This window comes from Yoonia sp. TsM2_T14_4 (assembly GCF_049602355.1).
Lineage (GTDB): Bacteria > Pseudomonadota > Alphaproteobacteria > Rhodobacterales > Rhodobacteraceae > Yoonia > Yoonia vestfoldensis_A.
In genome coordinates this window covers 1-22,772 of record NZ_CP187137.1, presented here as the reverse complement: position 1 = coordinate 22,772, position 22,772 = coordinate 1, and the positions used below count along the sequence as shown (strand labels likewise).

Annotated in this window: 21 protein-coding genes; 11 read left to right on the top strand and 10 right to left on the bottom strand. The window is 59.7% G+C overall.

Annotation, left to right across the window (positions count from 1 at the left end):
• Positions 1-136: 136 nt before the first annotated feature.
• Positions 137-424, bottom strand: coding sequence for a YggT family protein (locus ACPF9B_RS00105; RefSeq protein WP_040482912.1), 288 nt, complete (start codon positions 422-424; stop codon positions 137-139).
• Between the two features lie 138 nt (positions 425-562).
• Between ACPF9B_RS00105 and ACPF9B_RS00100 the strand changes: the two genes are divergently transcribed.
• The 6 genes from ACPF9B_RS00100 to arfB all read left to right on the top strand — a co-directional run bounded on the left by ACPF9B_RS00100 (position 563) and on the right by arfB (position 5,770).
• Positions 563-1,108 carry an acyl-CoA thioesterase gene (locus ACPF9B_RS00100; protein ID WP_424178377.1) on the top strand — a complete coding sequence of 182 codons (546 nt, stop codon included), beginning with the start codon at positions 563-565 and terminating at the stop codon, positions 1,106-1,108.
• Positions 1,109-1,172: 64 nt separating this feature from the next.
• Positions 1,173-2,546 (top strand): MFS transporter, encoded by a 1,374-nt coding sequence (locus ACPF9B_RS00095; RefSeq protein ID WP_424178375.1) that lies wholly within the window; start codon positions 1,173-1,175, stop codon positions 2,544-2,546.
• Positions 2,534-3,430 carry a penicillin-insensitive murein endopeptidase gene (gene mepA, locus ACPF9B_RS00090; RefSeq protein ID WP_424178373.1) on the top strand — a complete coding sequence of 299 codons (897 nt, stop codon included), beginning with the start codon at positions 2,534-2,536 and terminating at the stop codon, positions 3,428-3,430. Before ACPF9B_RS00095 ends, mepA begins: the two co-directional genes overlap by 13 nt.
• A gap of 73 nt (positions 3,431-3,503) precedes the next feature.
• Entirely contained in the window at positions 3,504-4,355 is an 852-nt protein-coding gene (locus ACPF9B_RS00085) for an esterase-like activity of phytase family protein (protein ID WP_424178371.1), read from the top strand.
• A 73-nt stretch (positions 4,356-4,428) separates the two neighbouring features.
• The gene (locus tag ACPF9B_RS00080) at positions 4,429-5,070 is read left to right on the top strand and encodes a queuosine precursor transporter (RefSeq protein ID WP_424178368.1); all 642 of its coding nucleotides are present in this window, start codon (positions 4,429-4,431) and stop codon (positions 5,068-5,070) included.
• A gap of 286 nt (positions 5,071-5,356) precedes the next feature.
• Positions 5,357-5,770 carry an alternative ribosome rescue aminoacyl-tRNA hydrolase ArfB gene (arfB, locus tag ACPF9B_RS00075; RefSeq protein ID WP_007206046.1) on the top strand — a complete coding sequence of 138 codons (414 nt, stop codon included), beginning with the start codon at positions 5,357-5,359 and terminating at the stop codon, positions 5,768-5,770.
• Between the two features lie 140 nt (positions 5,771-5,910).
• On the opposite strand, the gene ACPF9B_RS00070 is transcribed toward arfB, so the two are convergent.
• A complete protein-coding gene (locus tag ACPF9B_RS00070; RefSeq protein ID WP_424178366.1) occupies positions 5,911-6,747 on the bottom strand; it encodes an ATP-binding protein in 837 nt (278 codons plus the stop codon).
• Between the two features lie 24 nt (positions 6,748-6,771).
• On the opposite strand from ACPF9B_RS00070, the gene ACPF9B_RS00065 reads away from it, so the two are divergent.
• Positions 6,772-7,529 (top strand): IS5 family transposase gene (locus ACPF9B_RS00065; RefSeq protein WP_424178364.1). Its coding sequence is split into 2 segments (ribosomal slippage): positions 6,772-7,096 and positions 7,096-7,529, totalling 759 coding nucleotides; the frame shifts between segments, so codons are not numbered across the junction.
• A gap of 43 nt (positions 7,530-7,572) precedes the next feature.
• Here the strand turns inward: ACPF9B_RS00065 and pncB are convergent.
• Genes pncB through pncA form a run of 3 tightly spaced genes read right to left on the bottom strand, consistent with a single transcriptional unit; the run spans position 7,573 to position 10,444 of the window.
• A complete protein-coding gene (gene pncB / locus ACPF9B_RS00060; protein WP_424178362.1) occupies positions 7,573-8,865 on the bottom strand; it encodes a nicotinate phosphoribosyltransferase in 1,293 nt (430 codons plus the stop codon).
• A gap of 56 nt (positions 8,866-8,921) precedes the next feature.
• Complete coding sequence (locus tag ACPF9B_RS00055; protein WP_424178360.1) at positions 8,922-9,854, bottom strand: glycosyltransferase family 2 protein; 933 nt, start codon at positions 9,852-9,854, stop codon at positions 8,922-8,924.
• A complete protein-coding gene (pncA, locus tag ACPF9B_RS00050; protein ID WP_424178358.1) occupies positions 9,851-10,444 on the bottom strand; it encodes a bifunctional nicotinamidase/pyrazinamidase in 594 nt (197 codons plus the stop codon). The genes ACPF9B_RS00055 and pncA overlap by 4 nt, the downstream gene beginning before the upstream one ends.
• Positions 10,445-10,561: 117 nt before the next feature.
• Here pncA and ACPF9B_RS00045 point away from each other — a divergent pair, with 117 nt between their 5' ends.
• Genes ACPF9B_RS00045 through ACPF9B_RS00030 form a run of 4 tightly spaced genes read left to right on the top strand, consistent with a single transcriptional unit; the run spans position 10,562 to position 15,868 of the window.
• Positions 10,562-11,800 carry an Hsp70 family protein gene (locus ACPF9B_RS00045; RefSeq protein WP_040483261.1) on the top strand — a complete coding sequence of 413 codons (1,239 nt, stop codon included), beginning with the start codon at positions 10,562-10,564 and terminating at the stop codon, positions 11,798-11,800.
• Positions 11,801-11,832: 32 nt separating this feature from the next.
• Positions 11,833-12,738, top strand: coding sequence for a rhodanese-related sulfurtransferase (locus ACPF9B_RS00040; RefSeq protein ID WP_007206052.1), 906 nt, complete (start codon positions 11,833-11,835; stop codon positions 12,736-12,738).
• On the top strand, positions 12,710-13,771 hold the full coding sequence (locus tag ACPF9B_RS00035; protein WP_424178356.1) for an AbrB family transcriptional regulator: 1,062 nt from the start codon (positions 12,710-12,712) through the stop codon (positions 13,769-13,771). The genes ACPF9B_RS00040 and ACPF9B_RS00035 overlap by 29 nt, the downstream gene beginning before the upstream one ends.
• A gap of 12 nt (positions 13,772-13,783) precedes the next feature.
• On the top strand, positions 13,784-15,868 hold the full coding sequence (locus ACPF9B_RS00030; protein ID WP_424178354.1) for a S9 family peptidase: 2,085 nt from the start codon (positions 13,784-13,786) through the stop codon (positions 15,866-15,868).
• 62 nt (positions 15,869-15,930) lie between these two features.
• Here the strand turns inward: ACPF9B_RS00030 and gyrB are convergent, their stop codons facing one another.
• The 5 genes from gyrB to dnaA form a co-directional block, all read right to left on the bottom strand.
• A complete protein-coding gene (gene gyrB, locus ACPF9B_RS00025; RefSeq protein ID WP_424178352.1) occupies positions 15,931-18,345 on the bottom strand; it encodes a DNA topoisomerase (ATP-hydrolyzing) subunit B in 2,415 nt (804 codons plus the stop codon).
• A 93-nt stretch (positions 18,346-18,438) separates the two neighbouring features.
• Positions 18,439-19,059, bottom strand: a complete 621-nt coding sequence (locus ACPF9B_RS00020; protein WP_424178350.1) for a LysE family translocator — start codon at positions 19,057-19,059, stop codon at positions 18,439-18,441.
• Positions 19,056-20,156, bottom strand: a complete 1,101-nt coding sequence (gene recF, locus ACPF9B_RS00015; protein WP_424178348.1) for a DNA replication/repair protein RecF — start codon at positions 20,154-20,156, stop codon at positions 19,056-19,058. The genes ACPF9B_RS00020 and recF overlap by 4 nt, the downstream gene beginning before the upstream one ends.
• Positions 20,157-20,196: 40 nt before the next feature.
• Positions 20,197-21,315 carry a DNA polymerase III subunit beta gene (dnaN, locus tag ACPF9B_RS00010; RefSeq protein WP_007206058.1) on the bottom strand — a complete coding sequence of 373 codons (1,119 nt, stop codon included), beginning with the start codon at positions 21,313-21,315 and terminating at the stop codon, positions 20,197-20,199.
• Between the two features lie 113 nt (positions 21,316-21,428).
• Positions 21,429-22,772, bottom strand: a complete 1,344-nt coding sequence (gene dnaA / locus ACPF9B_RS00005) for a chromosomal replication initiator protein DnaA (protein WP_424178345.1) — start codon at positions 22,770-22,772, stop codon at positions 21,429-21,431.

The window sequence follows — 22,772 nt, the reverse complement described above, 5'->3', positions numbered from 1 at the left end:
CGCTCCGCTTGGCTTGGCCCGACTAGACCACGACTGCCACGATGCGGAAAGGTCAGGCGCGACCGCCAGCAGCATTTTTGCGCCATGGTATCCACCGTGTCGCAAAATGCATCGAGGCGCAGCCGCGGCCCTGCAATCAGACAAAGGCCCCGATATTGTTGATCAGGAAGATGCGCAGGATTTCCAGACCGACCAGCACGATCACCGGAGCCAGGTCAATACCACCCATGTTCGGCATCATGCGGCGCACCGGGCCATAGATCGGGTCAAGCACCCGTTCGAGCGTGTACCACACCTGCCCGACGAATTGCTGGCGCACGTTCAGAACCTCGAACCGGATCAGCCAGCTCATGATGAAATGCGCAATGACGAAAAACCGCACGACGCCGATGATCACGAGCAAGGCCTGTATGATGGTAAGCATGAAAAGATCGCCCTTTTGAAACTGTCGTACTGACCTAAGCGGTTCAGCCTTGTCCGACAAGCCCAAGGTTGCCCCAAGGTCAAAATTGACGTTAACGTCAGGTGGGATCACTTTGCGCCCAGCAGCAAAAGGCGTCGCATGTATCCTGTCATTCGCACCCTCAAGGAAATCATCGTCAACCGGCGTAGGTCCGCACTTGGGCCGATGGAGGCGCATGTGTCGTGGCACCGCTGCTGGCCGCAGGATATCGACATTTATCTCGAGATGAACAACGGGCGCATCCTGACGATCATGGATCTGGGGCGCACCGGGCTTGGTATCCGCACCGGTCTGGTGGCGGCGCTGCGGCGCAATCGCTGGGGGCTAACGATGGCGGGGGCATCTGTGCGGTATCGCAAACGGATCAGGCCCTTCACGCGGTTCCGCATGGTCAGCAAATGCATCGGCTGGGATGACAAGTTCATCTATCTGGACCAGTCGATCTGGATCGGACAGGATTGCGCGGTGCAGATCCTCTACCGCTCTGCCGCGACGGACAGGAACGGGATCGTCAAACCCGAACGGCTGCTGGCGGAAATGGGCATGCATGATCCGCAACCATCCCTGCCCGACTGGGTGCAAGGCTGGATCGACGCCGACCGTGCGCGCCCGTGGCCGCCGGTCGATCATAGCCCGCAACCCTAAAGCTTGTCTTGCCAGAGCCGTGATTTGCAGTGTCTAGTCCCCGAAGGGACAGTAGAGGCAGGTCATGTCAGTGAGCAAAAAACGTATCTGGGGATGGATGGCGTTCGATTGGGCGTCGCAGCCGTTTTACACGCTTGGCCTGACCTTCATCTTCGGCCCCTATTTCGCTGTCGTCGCCGCCCAGTATTACCTTGGGGCGGGGCTGGACGAGGCTGCTGCAAACGCCCGCGCGCAATGGATCTGGTCAGCAGGCCAGACCGTCGCGGGGTTGCTGATTGCCTTTAGCGCGCCGTTTTTGGGGGCCTTCGCAGACCGGTCGGGGCGCAAGATCCCGTGGATCGCCTTTTTCTCGGTCGTCTATGTGGTGACGACATGGATGCTTTGGGGTCTGACGCCGGACGGCGCATCTCTGATCCTGATCCTGGTCCTGTTTTATATCGGCTTTATCGCCGCAGAAAGTGCGCTGAACTTTGTCAACGCGATCCTGCCGTCGCTTGGCAATGACCGCGAGGTTGGGCGCATTTCAGGGTCTGGTGCGGCATTTGGCTATTGGGGCGGGGTGGTGTCGCTGTTTTTGATGCTGCTGTTACTGGCGGAAAACGATCAAGGCGTGACCCTGCTGGGCAATGCGCCGTTGTTCGGGCTGGACCCTGACCTGCGCGAAGGCACACGGGCGGTCGGGCCGTTCATCGCGATCTGGTATGTGATCTTTATTATCCCGTTCTTTCTGTATGTCCGCGACGACCCCCAGGCTCCGCGTCAATCCACCAACCTGCGCGCCGTGACAGGCGAATTGATCGACACGCTGCGATCCGTGGTGAAGCGCAAAAGTCTGTTCAACTTTCTGCTGGGGTCGATGTTCTATCGTGATGCGCTGAACGCGGTCTATGCATTCGGCGGGGTTTATGCAGCACTTGTGCTGGAATGGCAGACGATCCAGATCGGCGTCTTTGGCATCATCGCGGCCATCGCCGCGGCTATCGTGACATGGCTGGGCGGTCTGGGCGATGCGCGCTATGGCCCGAAACCCGTGATCACCGCCTGCGTCTGGGTGCTGATCGGCGTGTCCGTCATCATCGTCGGCATGTCGCGGCAGGCGATGTTTGGCATCCCGCTACCCCAAGGATCCCCGATCCCCGACATGGTGTTCTATGTCTGCGGCGTCTTTATCGGCGGTGCGGGTGGCGCACTATATTCCGCGTCACGGTCGATGATGGTGCGCCACACCCACCCCGATCGTCCGGCCGAGGCGTTCGGCCTGTTCGCCCTGACCGGCAAGGCAACGGCCTTTCTGGCCCCCGCGCTGATTACAATTTTCACAATCGTGACCGGCAGCAACCAGCTAGGCTTTTTGCCGATCATCTTTCTTTTTGTGATCGGGCTTTTCTTGCTACGCTCTGTCAACAAGAACGGAGATCGTGACGCATGGTCCGCCTGACCGCAGCAATCATCCTGAGCATGGGGCTTGCCGCGTGCCAGCCTGATACACCACGGATCGCGGTGACGCAAAACGCAGGCGACACCCGCGTGGCCAAGGTGTTGTTCGGCGCGGCCCCGCGCCCGACAGCACAATCCCCCTCCGCCTTGGGAAGCTATGCGCGCGGCTGTCAGGCCGGCGCAGTCGCCCTGCCCGAAACCGGCCCGACATGGCAGGCGATGCGCCTGTCGCGCAACCGCAACTGGGCGCAGCCGATCACCGTGGATTATGTGCAGGATCTCAGCCGGTTTGCGGCAACCTTGCCGGGCTGGAACGGGATCTATGTTGGCGACCTGAGCCAACCACGCGGCGGGCCGATGCTGACGGGGCATGCCAGCCACCAGACCGGGCTTGACGCCGATATCTGGATGCTGCCAGCAACACGGCTGGACCTGTCGCGCGCCGAACGCGAGGCGATTTCGTCGATTTCCATGCGGCGGGCGAACGGCGCCTATGTCAACACCGACTGGACCCCGCAGCACGAGGCGCTGATCCGCGATGCAGCATCCGACCCGCGCACGGCACGGATTTTCGTGTTTCCGGGTGCCAAGGTCGAAATGTGCAACAACGCAACCGGCGACCGCAGCTGGCTGAACAAGGTCCGGCCTTGGTACGGGCATCATTACCATTTCCACGTCCGGCTAAACTGCCCCGCAGGGGACGCAACCTGCGCCGATCAGGCCCCGCCGCCAGCCGGAGACGGCTGCGCCGAAGCGCAGGATTGGGTGAACACCATCCTGAACCCACCACCGCCTGACCCGACAGCACCGCCTGCCCTGCCACGGGGTGAATTGACGATGGCAAGACTGCCAGGCCAATGCCTTGGCGTGCTGAACGCCAACTGATCTGCGTAAAGCGATCTTAACCCTGCCAGACTATGGTCGGCTATGACGCCTGCCCCAATGAAATGATCCCGCCTTGCGCCTGACCGCATTATTGCCCGCCCTCTGGTTCGCCCTTCCCGCCCAGTCAGACCCTGTCCTGATCGGCAGCCATGCCTGGGTTCTGGATGATCCGCGCTTTGGCGGCTTTTCCGCGATTGAAGTGTCAGATGACGGGGACAGTTTTCTCGCGCTTAGCGACCGCGCCGTGTTTGTAAGCGGGCAGTTTGCACGGTCTGGCGACCAGATCACCGGAATCACAGCAGGCCCCATCGTCACGGTGTCAGGCCCCGGCGGGCGGGCGTTGACCCGCGCGGAAAGCGACAGTGAGGGGCTGGCAATCGGTGCCGACGGGACGATCTATGTGTCCTATGAATGGACGCATGGCATCCGCAGCTTTGCCGCCATCGACGCACCCGCGTCCGATCTGATGACGACGCCCGCGTTTGACGGGATGCAGACCAATGCATCGCTGGAAGCCTTGGCCATCGACCGCGATGGCGCGCTTTATACCATCCCCGAACGGTCTGGTGGCGCGACGCAGCCATTCCCCGTTTTCCGGCTGCGCAATGGCATCTGGGACCAGCCGTTCAGTATCCCGCGGCGGGGCGCGTTTCTGGTCGCAGGCGCGGATATCGGGCCGGACGGGCGGCTTTATGTGCTGGAACGGGATTTTCTTGGCATAGGGTTTCGCAGCCGGGTCCGGCGGTTTGATCTGACCGGCGGGAACGAACAGGTTCTGTTGGAAACGCGCCTGCGCGCGCATGACAATCTAGAAGGTATCAGCGTCTGGCAGGACGAACAGGGACTGCGGATGACCCTGATCTCGGACGACAACTTTCGCGCGTTCCAGCGGACCGAGATCGTGGAATACAGGTTGACGGACTGACAGGCGGGCGTTAGGTCGCGCTGTCCCCTTTGGGGGCCAAGTGCCGCACCCTTGTCAAAACGGAAACATTCAAATGACACGCATCCTTCCCGGCGTTATCGCCATGGCCGCCATCGTTGTGGCCTCAAATATCCTTGTGCAATTTCTGATCCTCGATGGCCTGCTGACCTGGGGGGCATTCACCTATCCGCTGGCGTTTCTTGTCACCGACGTCATGAACCGCGTCTACGGCACCCAAGCCGCGCGCAAGGTCGTGTTCGCGGGGCTGATCGTGGGGATCATCTGTTCGCTGATCGGCAGCCAGATCATGCTGCAAGGCGACGGGTACGAATACCCCGCCGTTGCACTGCGCATCGCGATCGGGTCGGCGACCGCCTTTGCCGTCGCGCAGATGCTCGACATCGCCGTGTTCAACCGGCTGCGCGACGGGTCGTGGTGGAAAGCGCCCTTGGGCAGCACGCTGGTCGGGTCCACCGTGGATACAGTGATCTTTTTCGCGATTGCGTTTTCGGCGGTGTTCAACGGGCTGTCGGCAGCGGCGGCAGATGAAATCATCTGGGCGCAGGACGCCGTGCCGTTCTTGAACGCGGGGCCGCTGGTGCCGCTGTGGGTATCGCTCGCCGTGGCGGATTGGGGGGTCAAGCTGACCATCGCACTGTTGGCGCTGTTGCCATTCCGCCTGATTGTTGGGCGAATGCAGCGGGCGAAAATTTAAACGCGAGTGGTGGTATATTTTTACTTGAAATATACCAAATCTGTGCAACTCTACGGATATCGAAACATTTGAAAGGAGGTGATCCAGTGCATCATGAAGTTCTGGAGACGTGTGGCGGGACAACTTGGGGGGCGCGCAGCTAAGGCAGCCCTTGGCTGAATTAACCCCAAGGTGGAGATCCTAACCGACCCACCTCCGACATTCAGGAAAGGGCTATCCCAACGCGGGGTAGCCCTTTTTGACTTTGAGGCCTCCGGCGGGAGTATTTCGAACAAAGCGAGGCGAGATGCGCATCACCGACCAGATCGAGATTGCCGATTGGGAGCTGACAGAAAGCTTTGCCCGCGCGTCGGGCCCCGGCGGGCAGAATGTGAACAAGGTATCCACTGCGGTCGAATTGCGGTTCGAGGCGGAGCGGTCCCCCAACCTGCCCGATCCGGTGAAACGGCGGCTGCGGCGGCTGGCGGGGCGGCGCTGGACGAATGACGGGGCCATCGTGATCTTTGTGCAGGACACCCGCAGCCAGGCCCGCAACCGCGACATCGCCCGCGAGAGGCTGGCCGAGCTGGTCCTATCCGCCACGGTGGTCCCCAAACGCCGCGTCGCCACGAAACCGACCTACGGGTCGGTCAAGCGACGGCTGAAAGAGAAGAAGGTGCGCGGGGAAGTGAAGGCGATGCGGGGGAAGGTGGATGAGTGAGGCACAACATATAGATTAGCAAAGGGCCAACACGACCTTCTGGAAATTGAAGGATTATAAACACGCGTTGATAACATTGGTTTTTTCATCACATGTCATGTCTTGACATGTGATTCTAAGAAGAAGAATCACATCTGGATTTAGTTAGACACGCTCCACGAGGGTACGTAACGAGCATACTTTCTTGACGAGCCTGCCGTGGGATCAACAGAGATCAAGTTTGCGTCCAAAGTATAGCGGATAATTTTCGATACTGCCGCATTGCTACTATCGGCTAGACCAAACCGATTACGAAGAGAGTCGTTCGTCATCTGCTCGCGAACTACATACCTCAAGACACAATGCTGGTAGCAAGCTCGCACCTTGTCATCTTGGGTCATATCTTTGAACATACGATGCCCATGAACAACGACTAAAGTGGAGTTATGCGCCGAGATGAACTCAGGCGCAGGAAGTTGATACATCTCTGCGGCGCTAACAACACGATCAACGCCACTACTTCTTTCTTCACAAATTTTAAGCTGACGCATTATCCATGCAAGACGCTCATTTCGAGATTTATGCCCATCAATGAAACGCTCCACAGGAACCACAGGGACATCTGGGTTCGACACTTCAATCCGGTTTGCATAAATTTCGATGATGGGGCCAGTGCCAGACTCTTCAAAGTCTTGGTGGATTAGTGCATTAGCTATCACTTCCCTCATCGCTCTTTCTGGGAAAAGAGGCACAGTCCGTCGAAGTGCATTTTCAACAACCTCATTCTGAGGCATGTGCTGCATGCACAATCTTACAAGCCCCTGAAATCCGGCAGTATACCCTCTCTTTCCGACAATATCATGCCGCGTGTCCAGCTTGTCTTTTCCATTATAAACTATTAGGCGCGGCGCCTTTCGAGAAAGCTCTGGAAAGGAATCAAGCTCCTTAGGGTCAGGACCCATTAAATGCCTTGATGCTGGTTTGTCGTCATGATTCACGACCACCAATGATTTGGGGGTACGATGAGCAATCTTTACTGGCTGACAGAAGATCAGATGGTGCGGCTACGGTCGTATTTCCCAAAGAGCCGAGGTAAGCCGCGCGTCGATGACAGGCATGTTTTGAGCGGCATTATCTTCATCAATCGCAATGGGTTACGCTGGTGTGATGCGCCCGTTGCGTATGGGCCACCCAAGACGCTTTATAATCGCTGGAAACGTTGGAGCGATGCAGGTGTATTCGCTCGGATAATGACAGGCTTGGCAGCGGAGGCACCCGACAATAAGACCATCTCGATCGACGCGACTTACCTCAAAGCACACCGCACGGCCTCAAGCCTGCGGCTTAAAAAGGGGGGCGTGGACGCCTAATCGGTGAGACAAAGGGCGGCATGAACACAAAATTGCATGCTGTCACTGACACCAGCGGCCGCCCAATCCGTTTCTTCATCACGGCTGGTCAGGTCAGCGATTATACCGGTGCCATGGCTTTGCTCAGCAGTCTACCGGATGCTGAATGGCTATTGGCGGATCGGGGTTATGATGCAGATTGGTTCCGGGAAGCCTTAGCAGACAGAGGGACTCGTCCCTGCATCCCAGGTCGAAAGTCACGCAACAAGGTCGTCAGATACGACAAGCGTCGCTACAAACGCCGGAACCGCATCGAGCGCATGTTTGGCAGGCTCAAAGACTGGAGACGCGTCTCAAACCGCTATGATCGTTGCCCCAAGGTCTTCCTATCGGCAATCGCTCTCGCCGCAACCGTCATATTCTGGTTATGAGTCCTGACCCTAGGCGACTACTTGGCTCGAAACCGATAGCCCCCTAAACCACAACCTCCACCCTTTCCTGCTCCCCCACGCCAAACACTCGCTTATAACGTGCGATTTCGTCAAGAGGCCCCATCGCCTTATTGGGGTTGTCGCTCAGCTTGACCGTGGGGCGGCCGTTGGCGCTCACCGCCTTGCAGACAAGGCTGAACGGCGCCAGTGCGTCGTCTGCCACCAACCCCTTGAAATCATTGGTCAGCATCGTCCCCCAGCCAAAGCTGACCCGCACCCGCCCCGCGAATTGCTGGTGCAGTTCGATGATCTTGGCCACGTCCAGCCCGTCAGAAAAGATCACCAGTTTCTGGCGCGGGTCCTCGCCGCGTGACTGCCACCAGGCGATCGCCGTCTCGGCCCCCGCCGCCGGATCGCCGCTGTCCACGCGGATGCCCGTCCAACCTGCCAGCCAATCGGGGGCGCGGTCCAGAAACCCCTTGGACCCAAAGGTGTCGGGCAGGATGATCCGCAGGTTGCCGTCATGTTCCTCCTGCCAGTCGGCCAGCACCGCATAGGGCGCGTGGCGCAGGGCTTCGTCGCTGTCGGCCAGTGCGGCATAGACCATGGGCAGTTCGTGGGCATTGGTGCCGATCGCCTCGATCTCGCGCTGCATGGCGATGCGGCAGTTGGAGGTGCCGGTGAAATTGGCGCCCAGGCCTTCCATCATCGCCTGCACGCACCAGTCCTGCCACAGATAGGAATGCCGCCGCCGCGTGCCGAAATCGGCCAGCCGCAGGTCGGGGATATGGCGCAGGTCCTCGACCTTTTCCCACAGCTTTGTCATGGCGCGGGCGTAGAGCACCTGCAATTCGAACCGCCCCAGCGTTTTGAGCACCGCACGGCTGCGCAATTCCATGATCACGGCCAGCGCGGGGATTTCCCACAGCATGACCTCGGGCCAGGACCCTTCGAAGGTCAGTTCATACTGCCCGTCGATCTTTTCCAGATGGTAAGGCGGCAGTTGCAGGTTTTCGAACCATGTCATGAAGGCGGGGGTGAACATCTGCCGTTTGCCATAAAACGTGTTGCCGCGCAGCCACGTGCTTTCGCCCCGCGTCAGCCGTAGGCTGCGGATATGGTCCAGCTGTTCGCGCAATTCGCCTTCATCCACCAGATCAGCCAGCCGGATGGTTTTGGTCCGGTTGATCAGGCTAAACGTGACCTGCGTGTCGGGATGGTTGCGGAACACCGACTGGCACATCAGCAGTTTATAGAAATCAGTATCAATGAGCGAGCGGACGATCGGGTCGATCTTCCACTTGTGGTTCCAGACGCGGGTGGCGATATCGACCATGTTGTTCCCCTGACGGTTTGGGGTGTTAGAGCAAGTGACCGGCCTGAGGGCAAGGGTTAGGCTTGAAGAGTGTTATGCGCAATTCTGCGCTGGTATCGCTTTTTGCCGGCGCATTTAATCTGCCAAAAAAGCCAGGCGCGCAGGCGCAAACGAAAAGGCTGCAGGTCCCTTAAAAGAATCTTTGGCGTTTCCTTAACGCCATTGTACGCCGCAAAACGAAGGCATCTCCGGATCAGGGCCCATTGTTCCGCCGAGTGAGTTTTGAAATAGTTCTGGTCACGCTGGAAGGTGCGCAAATGACACTGGGATTCAATTAATTTGTCACTTCCGCGTGTCAGCTGGGGCGCATCGCTCCCCGAGACAGCATAGCTGCGACTATAGATGCAGCCTGGTTCAGTCTCGAACCATGCTTTTTGTCGATGGCCGTAAAGCCTAAAACAATAATCCGTATCTTCGTCTAGCTTCTGATCGACATAGATTGGACCAAGCTCGGTGAACACTTGCCGCCTTATCCAAAAGCCCTGACTAAATGCTGGTAGGCGGTCAAGAATAGGCACGTCGTCACCCACCAAGCCACTAGAAATTCGTGGAGTCTCATCATACCGGGCAAGGCTGAGCGGTTGATCAATCCCGTTGATCTCAGCTAGTCGCGCAAACCCCCAATCCGCCTCACTCCCCGCTGCCGCAGCCAGCACCCGCCCCGGATAATCCGCGACCATCACATCATCATCATCCAGAAACATCACGATCTCGCCGTTGGCCTGCGCAATCCCGTGGTTGCGGGCACCTGCGGCGCCTTTGTCGCCTGTGTTCGTCGTGATCCGCAGCCGTGGGTCGGTGACATCGCACAAGGCTGTCTGGGCGGTGTCAGACCTGTCGTCGACGACAATCACTTCGCCATCCTGCGGGCAGGCCGCCAAGGCGGAGACCACAGCCCGTTGCAGCAAGGCGGGCCGGTTATAGGTCGGAATGATGATCGAAACCGTCATACCAGAACGACGCCCGCCGCCTGCATGTCCGCCTTCGCCCGCGCCAGTGATCCGTCGAAATCAATCGCTCGGCACAAATCCAGCCGGACCATGACGTCGAACCCTAGCTTTGCCGCATCCAGCGCGGAATAGGCCACACAGAAATCTGTCGCCAGCCCGACCAGCGTGATCCGGTCGATGCCGCGCGTGCGCAAATAGCCTTCCAGACCCGTCGGCGTTGTCCGGTCGTTTTCGAAAAACGCCGAGTAGCTGTCGATGGCCGTATTATGCCCTTTGCGCAGGATTAGATCGGCACGGTCCACCGTCAGATCGGGGTGAAACTGCGCGCCAAGCGATCCCTGGATGCAGTGATCCGGCCATAGCACCTGAGGACCATAGGGCATGTCCATCATGCTCATCGGCGCGGCACCATGGGTCGATGCAAAAGAAGAATGCCCCGCCGGATGCCAATCTTGCGTCAGCACGACGATATCGAAATCACTCATCGCCACATTGATCCCCGGCACGATCTGGTCGCCTTGCGCCACGGCCAGCGCCCCGCCGGGGCAAAAGTCTTTTTGCACGTCGATCACGATCAGCGCATGTGTCATGGCGGCTTTCCTGTCTTGCTTCACCCACAATCTGCCATTGATTTGTCGCAAGCGAAACCCGAGGGCTTGCGCCTTGCCTGCAATTTTCCTATCGGCGGCATCTTTGCAGGGGGCATGATGGCAACGCTCGGGATCGATTTCGGCACGTCCAATACGGCGGCGGGTGTCATGGTGGCAGGCAGGCCGCATCTGATCGCCGTCGAACCGGCGCAGTCCACCTTGCCGACATCGGTGTTCTTTGACCCCGATCGGAAGGTCACGCTCTATGGGTCCGCGGCCAATGCCGCCTTGATCGAAGGTCGCGAAGGCCGCTTCATGCGCGCGCTGAAATCGGTCTTGGGCACGCCCTTGCTGCGTGAACGGCGCATGATCGCGCATGAACGCCTGACCCTGCTAGAAGTCGTGGCGCGGTTTCTGGCGATGATCCGCGCAAAGGCCGAGGCCGAGACGGGCCAGACCTATAACCATGCCCTGTCGGGGCGTCCTGTCCGGTTTCATTCCGCCGACCCCGCCCGCGATGCGCAGGCCGAACTGGACCTGCACGAGGCTTATCTGCTGGCCGGTTTCCGCGATGTCACCTTTATGAACGAACCCGAAGCAGCGGCGCTGGCTGCTGGCCCGCTGGACAAAGGCGCCTTGGGGCTGGTCATCGATATCGGCGGCGGCACGTCAGATTTCACGATTTTCGAACGCGACGGCAGCGCCACGCGGATTGTCGCCAGCCACGGTGTGCGCGTCGGCGGCACCGATTTCGACCGTGCGCTGTCACTCGCGCAGGTGATGCCACTGCTGGGGCGCGGTGCCGAGATCGGTAATGCCATCGGCAATGGGCGGCATCTGGCGCCCAATGCGATCTACAACGATCTGGCGACATGGCAGAAAATCCCTTTCGTCTATACGCCTGAAAACCGCCGCATGGCGGCAGGTTTTGCCAAACAAGGGGTCGATCCTGCCCTGTTCGCGCGGTTGCAGACTGTGCTGGACATGGAACTGGGTCATGACATCGCCTTTGCCGTCGAGGCTGCCAAGATCAGGCTGAACGCCCCCGACACCGACCAGACCGGCATCGATTTGCGCTTTGTCGCCTCCGATCTTTGGGCGCAGACCCTCAAGGCGGAAATGGATGCAGCCCTTTCCGATCATACTGCCGCGATCAGGGCCTGTGCGGTGGACACACTGGCGCAGGCGGGTATCACGCCAGACCGGATCGCAAAGATCGTCTTTGTCGGCGGGTCCAGCCTGTTGCAGGCAGTCGAGGCATCGGTGAGCCAGCTTTTCCCGCAGGCAGCGCTTGAACGCGGCGAGGCGTTCACCGCTGTCGTGGATGGGCTGGCGCTGGCATCCGGCCCCTCTTGAACCTGATGGCGGGCAGGCGTAACTCAATGCCCATGTATATCGTCGCTGCCCTTTACCATTTCACCCGCTTTGCCGACCCTGCCACGCTGCGCGGGCCGCTTTTGGACCTGTGCCGCGCGCGCGCGATCAGCGGCACGCTGTTGCTGGCAGGCGAAGGCATCAACGGCACGATTGCTGGCGACCGCGCCGGTGTTGATGCCGTGCTGGCGCATATCCGTGCCTTGCCCGGTTGTGCCGATCTGGACTGGAAAGAAAGCACCGCCGTTGACGCCCCGTTTCATCGCATGAAAGTCCGGCTGAAACGTGAAATCGTGACCATGGGCCAGCCCGATATCGACCCGGTGTCGCGGGTGGGCCATTACGTTGAACCTGCTGACTGGAACGACCTTATCAGCGCCCCCGATGTCGCTGTCATCGACACCCGCAACGATTACGAGGTTGCTATCGGCACCTTCGACGGCGCGATAGACCCACAAACCAAGTCTTTCGGCGAATTCCCCGCATGGTGGGAAGCCAACAAGCACCGGTTCCACAACAAGCGTATCGCGATGTTCTGCACCGGCGGCATCCGCTGCGAAAAATCCACCAATTACCTGATGGGTCAGGGGGTGGAAGACGTCTATCACCTCAAAGGCGGCATCCTGAAGTATCTGGAGGAAGTCCCGCAAGACGCCAGCAAATGGGACGGTGAATGTTTCGTCTTTGACGGGCGCGTCAGCGTCGGGCACGGGCTGGCCGAGGGGCCGCATATCCTGTGCCACGGTTGCCGCCGCCCGCTGCTGCCCGAGGACCGTCATCATCCAGCATTTGAACAAGGTGTCAGCTGCCATCATTGCGTGGACGAGACGACCACCCAGGACAAGGCCCGTTTCCGCGAACGGCAAAAGCAGATCGCCTTGGCAAAGGGCCGTGGGGTCCGGCATATTGGCGGGCTTTGATCGCAAGACAGCACTGGCGCTGCTGCTCGGGTTGACGGGTGGCGTGGTGGCGTATTTTGTGGGCCTCCCACTGCCTTGGATGCTGGGGCCGATGATCGCCAATGTCGCCGCCGCCATGCTGCGCGCACCGGTCAAGGGGCCAGCCGGGCTGCGCAATATCGTCGTGCCGGTGATCGGTGTGCTGCTGGGGTCGGGTGTCACGGCAGAGCTGTTCGGGCTGGTCTCGACATGGGTGCTGACGCTGGCCCTGCTGCCGCCTTTCCTGCTGGTCGCGGCGGGGGTGTCGTTCCTGATCTACCGCCGCGTCGGGGGCTATGATCCCGTCACCGCCTATTACGCCGCCATGCCCGGCGGTCTGAACGAGATGATCCTGTTAGGGGCAGAGGCTGGTGGCAGCGAACGCCAGATCGCCCTAGCCCATGCCGCGCGGGTGATGATCGTGATTATCTTCGTCGCACTGTTTTTCGGGCTGGTGCTTGGGGTGTCGGCGGGTGGCACAGATGGCGCCAACTGGACAGCGCTTGATGCGCTGAGCTTGCGCGATTACGCCGTGCTTGGCCTATGCGCCATCGCCGGGGCATGGCTGGGCAAAATCGCGCGCCTTCCTGCCGCCCCCGTCTTTGGCCCTATGATCCTAAGCGCGATCACCCATTATACTGGCCTTGTCACCGTGCCGCCGCCCAGCCTGTTTGTGATCGCAGCCCAACTGACCATCGGCACCGTGATCGGCACCCGCTTTGTCGGGGCAAAACTGGCCGATCTGCGGCGTGAACTGGGGCTGGCGGCGCTCGCATCGGGGATCATGCTAGCCATCGCCCTCGGTTTCGCCGAAGTGATCGTGCTGGCGGGCGGAATGCCGCTGGCACAAGCGTTTCTGGCCTATGCGCCGGGCGGGCTGACGGAAATGTCGCTGCTCACCCTCGCGATGGGGCAGGATGCGACCTATGTATCAGTGATCCACGTCATCCGCATCACGCTGGTGATTGCGGCCGCACCTCTTGTTTTTGCAATGATCCGCAAACGTGCCCTTTGATTGGAAGCCTTGATGTTCAAACATTTGCCCAACGCCCCTTTGGCCGGCAAACGCCCTACCACGGCCACGGCGCATGGCGTCACGCTACGCGATGATTTTGCATGGCTGCGCGCGGACAACTGGCAAGAGGCGATGCGCGACCCCGCCAAACTGCCCAGCGACATCGCGGATTATCTGACGGCCGAGAATGGCTATTACGACGCGGCCATGGCCGATACGGCAGACCTGCAGACCGCGCTGATCGCGGAAATGCGGGGGCGGATCAAGGAAGACGACACATCCGTCCCGCGCAAGAACGGGGCCTATGCCTATGTGATGCGCTACAGCGAAGGGGCCGAACACCCTGTCTATATCCGCACCCCACGCAATGGCGGGGACGAGGTCGTGCTGCTTAACGTCAACGCCGAAGCTGCGGCGCATGAATATTTTGACCTGGGCGCTGTCGCCGTGTCACCCGATCACGGGGTGCTGGCATGGAAGGCCGATACCACGGGGTCAGAGTTTTTCACCCTGCGGCTGCGCGATACCACGACCGGACAGGACAGTGCCACACTGATCGCGGATGTGGGGTCGGTGGCTTGGGCGAATGAAAGCACATTGTTCTATGTCCGCGTCGACGCCCAGCACCGCCCGAACAAGGTGTTTCGCCACACCATCGGCAGCGATCCGGCGGATGACGTGCTGGTTTACGAGGAAAAAGACCCCCGGTACTTCGTCGGCGTCAGCCGGTTGCGGTCGGGGGCCTATGTCCAGATCGCCACTGGCATGAACGACGAAAACGAGGTTTGGGTGATCCCCACCGCCACACCCGATGCGCAGCCTGCGCTGATCGCGGCGCGCACTGAAGGGCTGGAATACGAAATTGACCATCAGGGCGACCAGTTTGTCATCCTGACCAACGCCGGTGGCGCGGTGGATTTCAAGATCGTCACCGCCCCCACAGCCACGCCGCAGCGCGCGCATTGGGTTGATCGGGTGCCCTATCGCGCGGGGCGCATGGTGATCGGGCTGGCCGCCTATCGCGACTGGCTGATCTGGGTGGAACGCGAAAACGCGCTGCCGCGCATATGTTACCAGGGACGGTCAGGCCCTGTGCAAAGCATCGCTTTTGACGAAGAAGCCTATGCTTTGGGGGCCGACCCGAGTGCAGAATACGACACCGACATGTTCCGCTTTACCTATTCGTCGCCCACGACGCCGTCGCAATTCTTTGACTTTGATCTGTCCAGCGGCGACCGCGTGTTGATGAAACAGGTCGAACTGCCCAGCGGTCACGACCCTGCCGATTATGTCACCCGCCGGATCATGGCGCCATCGCATGACGGCGCGCTCGTGCCGGTCACGATCCTGCACCATGCGACGACCAAACTGGACGGCACCGCACCTTGCCTGCTTTATGGCTACGGGTCCTACGGCGCCTCAATGCCCGCAGGGTTTTCCGCCAACCGGCTGTCGCTGGTGGATCGCGGTTTCATCTATGCCATCGCCCATGTGCGCGGCGGTGAGGAAAAAGGCCGCGCCTGGTACGAGGACGCGAAATTCGGGCGCAAGGTCAACACGTTCCACGATTTCATCGGTGCCGCCCAGTCGCTGATTGACGAAGGTTACACCGGCAGGGGCCGGATCGTCGCACAAGGCGGATCGGCAGGCGGGTTGCTGGTGGGCGCAGTCGTGAACATGGCACCTGACCTTTGGGCAGGGATCATCGCCGATGTACCTTTTGTCGATGTGCTGACCACGATCCTTGACGACACGCTACCTCTGACGCCCGGCGAATGGTCGCAATGGGGCAACCCGATCGAAAGCCGCGCCGCATTCGACGACATCCGCGCCTATTCGCCCTATGACAATGTCACCGCACAGGATTACCCCGCGATGCTGGTGACGGCGGGCGTGTCCGACCCGCGCGTGACCTATTGGGAACCAGCCAAATGGGTGGCCAAGCTGCGGACCACCAAGACGGATGACAATATCCTGCTGCTGAAAACAAACATGACATCGGGGCATTTTGGCAAGACAGGGCGGTTCGCCGCACTGGAGGATGCGGCACGATCCTATGCCTTTGCGATCAAGGCGGTAGGTAGGATGGTGGGCTAAAAAAGCCCACCCTACGACCACCCCGATTTGAAGAACCGTAGGGTGCGCTTCAGCGGACCATTCTAAAAATCGAGATTCTCGACGTTCAGCGCGTTCGTCTGGATGAACTCGCGGCGCGGCTCAACAACATCGCCCATCAGCTTGGTAAACAGATCGTCGGCTTCGGCCACGTCTTCGACCTTGACCTGCAACAGGGTGCGCGCATCTGGGTCCAGCGTGGTTTCCCACAGCTGGTCGGGGTTCATTTCGCCCAAGCCTTTGTAGCGCTGCAGGGACAGACCCTTTTCGCCTTCTTCCAGAATGGCGCGCAGCAGGTCCAGCGGGCCATGGATCAACTGGCTGCGATCCTTGCGCACCAATGTCGCGGGCAGGTTGTAAACGTCTTGCAGGCTTTGCGTGAAGGTGCCTGTGCGCCGCGCCTCGCCCGACCGCAGCATGGTGCCGTCCAGCGTGCGCACCTCTTCTACGCCGCGCAGGATGCGGGCCAGACGCATGCCTTTGTCTTGCGTGATCCGGCCTTGCCAGCCACGTTCCCATTCCAGCGCGATCAGATCAAGGCGCTGCGCCACGCGGTCGGCAGTGCCTTGCAGGTCGTTTTCCACGACGCCCGGCACGAAGGCACCAGCAATGGCTGCCTGTTCAAGGATATGGCGAGGATAATGGGTTGGAAACGCTTCCAGCACGCGCTTCAATTGGCGTGCTTCATCGACGATGCGGCGCAGGTCGGCACCGGCAATTTCCTCGCCATTGCCTTGGCGCAACATGGCGCCATCAATGCCCTGTTCGATCAGATATTCATCCATCGCGGCCTGATCTTTGAGATAAACCTCTGACCGGCCACGCGTGACTTTGTACAGCGGAGGCTGCGCGATATACAGATGCCCGCCTTCGATCAATTCAGGCATCTGGCGGAAGAAAAAGGTCAGCAAAAGCGTTCGGATATGCGCACCGTCCACGTCGGCGTCGGTCATGATGATGACCTTGTGATAGCGCAGCTTATCGATCTTGAATTCGTCGCGCCCGATACCCGTGCCAAGCGCCATGACCAGATTGCCGATCTCCTGACTGCCCAGCATCCGGTCGAACCGCGCGCGTTCCACGTTCAGGATCTTGCCCTTCAGCGGCAGGATCGCCTGCGTGCCACGGTCGCGGCCTGTCTGGGCGGACCCGCCGGCGCTGTCACCCTCGACAAGAAAGACTTCAGTCTTGGACGGGTCCTTTTCGGAACAATCCTTGAGCTTTGAGGCGTTGAAATTCACATCCATCGCGGATTTACGGCGGATTTCGCGGGCCTTGCGCGCGGCTTCACGCGCTGCTGCGGCCTCGACGATCTTGGAGATGATGGATTTCGCGGTCGCAGGGTTTTCCTCGAACCATTCGTTCAGTTTCTCGCCCATCAGGTTTTCAACAGCGGGCCTGACTTCGGAACTGACCAGCTTGTCCTTGGTCTGGCTGGAAAACTTTGGGTCCGGCACCTTGACCGACAACACACAGGTCAGCCCTTCGCGGGCATCGTCGCCTGTCAGGGCGATCTTTTCCTTTTTCGTAATCCCGGTTTCGGTGGCATATTTGATAATCGCGCGGGTCAGCGCGCCACGGAAACCGGCCAGATGCGTGCCACCATCGCGCTGGGGAATGTTGTTGGTGAAGGGCAGCACCATTTCGTTATAGCTGTCGTTCCACCACATCGCGACCTCGACCCCGATGTCGTCGCGTTCGCCGGTGACATAGATCGGCGTTTCCATCAGCGGGGTCTTCGAACGGTCCAGATATTTGACGAATTCGCGCACGCCGCCTTCATAGAACAATTCGTTGCGCAAAGGTTCCGTAGGACGCAAATCTTCCAAGATGATCCGCACGCCAGAGTTCAGGAACGCCAGTTCGCGCAGCCTCTTTTCCAGAATATGGAAATCGAAATCGCGGTTGGAAAAGGTGGTCAGCGCCGCAAGAAAAGTTACTTCCGTGCCTTTGCGCCCATTAGCGTCGCCAACGACACGCAGGGATTCCACGGTAAAGCCGCCCTCGAACCGGGCATAATGCTCCTTGCCTTCACGCCAGATGCGCAGTTCCAGAAAATCAGATAGCGCGTTCACAACCGACACACCAACACCGTGCAGACCGCCCGAGACCTTATAGGAATTGCTGTCGAACTTGCCGCCCGCATGCAGCTGGGTCATGATCACCTCAGCGGCGGACACGCCTTCGCCTTCGTGGATACCGACAGGAATACCGCGCCCGTTATCGCCCACAGTGACAGAGCTGTCGGCGTTGATCCGTACATAGACATGATCGGCGTGACCGGCCAAAGCCTCGTCAATGCCGTTATCCACGACCTCGTAAACCATATGGTGCAGACCGGACCCGTCATCAGTATCACCGATATACATACCGGGACGCTTACGAACAGCCTCTAAGCCCTTGAGAACTTTGATAGAATCCGCACCGTATTCTTCCGGTTGCTTGTTGTCATCGGCCATGTGGTCAGTCCTGTTCATCTACCCGCAAAATATATGCGGTTTGACGGGGAATGTCACGCGAATGACACCATATTTTGTATGTTAGCAAAGCGCTTAGCTGATGGCGATGACGGCCCCGACCGCAACCAGCAAACAGCCTGCGACAAGATTGATCCGACGCAGCGTTTCAGGTGACTTCAGCGCGCTGCGCATCCGCCCGATGAACCCAGCCAACAGCAGATTGCCAACCAGCGGGATCACAAAACTCAGCGTGCAGATTGCGACGACATCGGTCAGCGTCACCTGCGTCAGATCGAAAAACCCCGGAAGCACCCCCATGTAGAACAGTACCGCCTTGGGATTGCCAAGGATCACGGCGACACCAGCGACAAAGCCCGCCCAGCGCCCAGGCCGCGTCAGGCGGCTGTCCGCGCGCAGCGTATGCCCACCCGACCGTATCAGCCCGATCCCCATGACGATGAAAACAGCAACGGCGATCCATTTCATCACCATCATCACCTCGGCAAAGGCCGAGACTAGCCATGTCACGCCAAGGATCGCAACCAGCGGCCAAAAGATATCACCCAGCGCAACCCCCACCGCCAAGGGCCATGCGGCCGCAAACCCACCCGACAGGGACCGCGCGAGCAGCGCGACCCAGACCGGACCGGGTGTGACGAACAGGATCAGCAAGGCACCAGCATAAAGCATAAGGCCCGAGGCGGTAACGGTCATATTGCGTCTTTGCGCTCCACTGCCGATTGGCCGTGCGTTTCGGTGACTTCGGCATATTGCGCGCGGGACCCCAGTTCGGCGAACAGTTCCGGCCCCGTGCCTGTCATGAACGCCTGTGCGCCCAGCGCGCAGATTTCATCATAAAGCGCGGCACGGCGGGTGGCGTCAAGATGGGCCGCGACCTCGTCCAGCAAAAGGATCGGCGGCGCGCCAAAGTCCTGCGCCAGCGCGCGCGCATTGGCGAGGATCAGGCTGATCAGCAAGGCCTTTTGTTCGCCGGTAGAGCAATCCCGGGCAGGCACATGCTTGTCAGCAAAAACTGCATCGAGATCCGCGCGATGCGGCCCTAAGAGCGTGCGCCCGGCGGCCATGTCACGACTGCGGTGATCGGCAAGCGCTGATTGTAAATCAGTTGGCAGCGGGTCGGAATAGGTCAGCGTCAACTGCGCGGTAGGAAAGGCGCTGACCGCCGCCGCTTGTGCTGCCATCAGTGCCGCGATCGCCTTTGTGCGGTTTGCGGTGATCTGAGTTGCGGCCGCGGCCATCTGGCCTTCGATTGCCGCATACCAATGCGGATCGCGCACCATATCTTTCAGCAGGCGGTTGCGTTCGCGCATCGCCTTTTCATAGGTCAGCACGACATCGGCATGGCCAGGTTCAAAGCTCAGCGTCGCGCGGTCAAGAAACCGCCGCCGCCCGTCGGCCCCTTCGGTCCAAAGCCGGTCCATCGCGGGCACCAGCCACAGCACCCGCGCGATCCGGCCCAAAGCCACCTGTGGCGCTGTCTTGCCGTCGATACGCAGCTGGCGCGGCTGGCCGGCCTCGGCCCAGGTTTCGATTTCATGGACCTGATAAAGCGATTGCAGCACGCCGGTGATCTTCCAGCCCAGCGCCTCTGGCCTGCGCGCCAGATCGTCGGCCCCCGCACGGCGCAACCCGCGCCCCGGTGACAACAGCGACACAGCTTCGAGGATATTGGTCTTTCCCGCGCCATTCGGCCCAAAGATCGCCAAAGGGCGCGGATCAAGGTCCAGCACCGCGCGTTTATGCGACCGCAGATGCGACAGGGTCAGTTGCAAAAGTGCAAGCCCAGTCATGGGCACCGCCGGGTCATGCCGCCAGACGTGTTTTGCTCCGTCACACGCGCATCGGCATGACGACATAGATCGCCGACATGTCGTTGCCTTCGCGCATCAGGGTCGGATCGCCCGAGGAATTGAACATGAAAACGGCGTTCTCGCGGTCCACCTGGCTGGCGATTTCCAGCAAATATTTGGCATTGAACCCAATTTCCAGCCGTTCGTCGGAATAGGCGACGGCAAGTTCTTCTTCGGCGGCACCTGAATCTGGCGAATTGACCGACAGGATCAGCCGGTCTTCGTCCAGTGACAGCTTCACAGCGCGCGACCGTTCGGACGATACGGTCGCCACACGGTCCACGGCGCGGGCGAATTCGCTGGCATCAACTTCCAACCTGCGCGTGTTGCCCTGCGGGATGACGCGGGTGTAATCAGGGAATGTGCCGTCGATCACCTTAGAGGTAAGGGTGATGTCGGGGGTGGCAAAACGGATCTTGGTTTCGGACACCGACACCGCAATCTTCATGTCGTCATCATCCAGAAGCTTGCGCAATTCGCCTACGGTTTTGCGCGGCACGATCACACCAGCCATGTTTTCGGCGCCCATCGGCAATTCCGCATCAATCCGCGCCAGGCGGTGACCGTCGGTCGCCACACAGCGCAGGACCTTGCCATTTTCGCCATCGGCCACATGCATGTAGACACCGTTGAGGTAATAGCGCGTCTCTTCGGTCGAGATGGCAAATTTGGATTTGTCGAACAGCCGCCGCAGCACGGGTGCCTTGGCTGAGAAATTGGCCGCGTAATCGGACGAGGCCATCACGGGAAAATCTTCTTTCGGCAGCGTCGCGAGCGAGAAGTTGGAGCGCCCCGCCTCGATTGTCAGGCGGCCTGTGGCGCTTTCCTCGGTCAGGGTGACCAGCGCGCCATCGGGCAGTTTGCGCACGATTTCGTTCAGGGTCACGGCCGACACTGTGGTCGCTCCGGCGCGGTCCACCTTGGCGGGGGCCTTGTCGACGATTTCGATATCAAGATCTGTCGCGCGGAAATGCACCTCGTCGCCCTGCGCCTCGATCAGCACATTGGCAAGGATCGGAATCGTGTTGCGTCGTTCAACGACGGATTGAGCCTGCGCGACCGCCTTGAGCAATACCGCGCGTTCAATGCTGAATTTCATGTCCCAATCTCCGCCTGTCTTGTTGCCGGACGAGGCCGGGATGCGAAATCTACTGCATTCCGGCGCGGCCTCAAGTGTTTTGTTTCTGATGCCGACGCCAGCGTCAAGCGCGCCTATGCTTCCAATGCGCGGCGCAGCAGTTCCAGATCATCCGCGATCTGGCTGTCCAGCAATTTCAGTTCTTCGATCTTGCGCACGCCATGCATGACTGTCGTATGGTCGCGCCCCCCAAACCGCCGCCCAATTTCGGGCAAGGACCGGCTGGTCATCTGCTTGGCCAGATACATCGCCATTTGCCGCGGGCGGGCATAATTACGCACGCGTTTCGGCCCGATCATATCGGACAGGCGAATGTTGTAATGTTCTGAAACCTTGCGCTGGATTTCTTCAACCGTGACCTTGCGATCCGACGCTTTGAGCACATCGGACAGGCAATCCTGTGTCAGTTCCAGATTAATCTCGCGGCCGACCAGGGATGCAAAGGCGAACAGCCGGGTCAGCGCGCCTTCGAGCACCCGAACATTGGTCGAAATGCGATGCGCAAGAAATTCAAGCACACCAGGTGCGACCGCCAGACCGGGGTATTGCGCCGAAAACGCATCGACCTTTGATTGCAGGATGCCAAGGCGCAGTTCATAATCAGTCGGGTGCAGGTCAACGACCAGCCCGCATTGCAGCCGCGACCTGATCCGGTCCTCGAGGTCCTTGATTTCACCCGGCGCACGGTCAGCGGAAATGATGATTTGCTTTTGGCCGTCCACCAGCGCGTTAAACGTGTGAAAAAACTCTTCCTGCGTGCTGTCCTTGCCGGCAATGAATTGCACGTCATCGACCATCAGCACATCGACCGACCGGAACAATTGTTTGAAATCCATCATCTTGCGTTCGCGCAACGCGGTGATGAAGCGGTACATGAATTGTTCGGCGGACAGATACAGCACGTTCAATTCGGGCGACCGGCGCTGCAATTCATGCGCGATGGCGTGCATCAGATGAGTTTTCCCCAAGCCCACCCCACCATATAAAAACAGCGGGTTAAAGGTGACAGGCCCACCGTCGGCGACGCGGCGTGCGGCCGCATGGGCCAGTTCGTTGGGCTTGCCGACCACAAAGGTATCAAACGTAAACCGTGCATCCAGCGGAGAGCCGGAAATGTCGTCCACATTTACAATGCGGGCAGTGTGTTTCGGCGCAGGCTTTAGCGTGACCTGTGCGCTGACGGGTACCTTGAATTGCAGGCGCTGCACATCTTCGCCCTGCTGGCCCAACTGATAGATGATCTGATCACCGAAATTCTGGGATACATAATTGCCGATGAAATTGGTCGGGACATGGAAGACGGCAACGCCATCAGCAAGTTGGGCAAATTCCAGTGGTTCGATCCAGTTGGAATAATTGTTAACCCCAAGTGCCCCCTTGAGTGTCAGAAGCACCTTTGCCCAGATATCGTTCGTCAT

Bases quoted from the DNA above. Each gene is read 5' to 3' on its own strand.
- ACPF9B_RS00105 (WP_040482912.1), bottom strand. From the start codon at position 424: ATGCTTACCATCATACAGGCCTTGCTCGTGATCATCGGCGTCGTGCGG.
- ACPF9B_RS00100 (WP_424178377.1), top strand. From the start codon at position 563: ATGTATCCTGTCATTCGCACCCTCAAGGAAATCATCGTCAACCGGCGT.
- ACPF9B_RS00095 (WP_424178375.1), top strand. From the start codon at position 1,173: ATGTCAGTGAGCAAAAAACGTATCTGGGGATGGATGGCGTTCGATTGG.
- mepA (WP_424178373.1), top strand. From the start codon at position 2,534: ATGGTCCGCCTGACCGCAGCAATCATCCTGAGCATGGGGCTTGCCGCG.
- ACPF9B_RS00080 (WP_424178368.1), top strand. From the start codon at position 4,429: ATGACACGCATCCTTCCCGGCGTTATCGCCATGGCCGCCATCGTTGTG.
- arfB (WP_007206046.1), top strand. From the start codon at position 5,357: ATGCGCATCACCGACCAGATCGAGATTGCCGATTGGGAGCTGACAGAA.
- pncB (WP_424178362.1), bottom strand. From the start codon at position 8,865: ATGGTCGATATCGCCACCCGCGTCTGGAACCACAAGTGGAAGATCGAC.
- ACPF9B_RS00055 (WP_424178360.1), bottom strand. From the start codon at position 9,854: ATGACGGTTTCGATCATCATTCCGACCTATAACCGGCCCGCCTTGCTG.
- pncA (WP_424178358.1), bottom strand. From the start codon at position 10,444: ATGACACATGCGCTGATCGTGATCGACGTGCAAAAAGACTTTTGCCCC.
- ACPF9B_RS00045 (WP_040483261.1), top strand. From the start codon at position 10,562: ATGGCAACGCTCGGGATCGATTTCGGCACGTCCAATACGGCGGCGGGT.
- ACPF9B_RS00040 (WP_007206052.1), top strand. From the start codon at position 11,833: ATGTATATCGTCGCTGCCCTTTACCATTTCACCCGCTTTGCCGACCCT.
- ACPF9B_RS00030 (WP_424178354.1), top strand. From the start codon at position 13,784: ATGTTCAAACATTTGCCCAACGCCCCTTTGGCCGGCAAACGCCCTACC.
- gyrB (WP_424178352.1), bottom strand. From the start codon at position 18,345: ATGGCCGATGACAACAAGCAACCGGAAGAATACGGTGCGGATTCTATC.
- ACPF9B_RS00020 (WP_424178350.1), bottom strand. From the start codon at position 19,059: ATGACCGTTACCGCCTCGGGCCTTATGCTTTATGCTGGTGCCTTGCTG.
- recF (WP_424178348.1), bottom strand. From the start codon at position 20,156: ATGACTGGGCTTGCACTTTTGCAACTGACCCTGTCGCATCTGCGGTCG.
- dnaN (WP_007206058.1), bottom strand. From the start codon at position 21,315: ATGAAATTCAGCATTGAACGCGCGGTATTGCTCAAGGCGGTCGCGCAG.
- dnaA (WP_424178345.1), bottom strand. From the start codon at position 22,772: ATGACGAACGATATCTGGGCAAAGGTGCTTCTGACACTCAAGGGGGCA.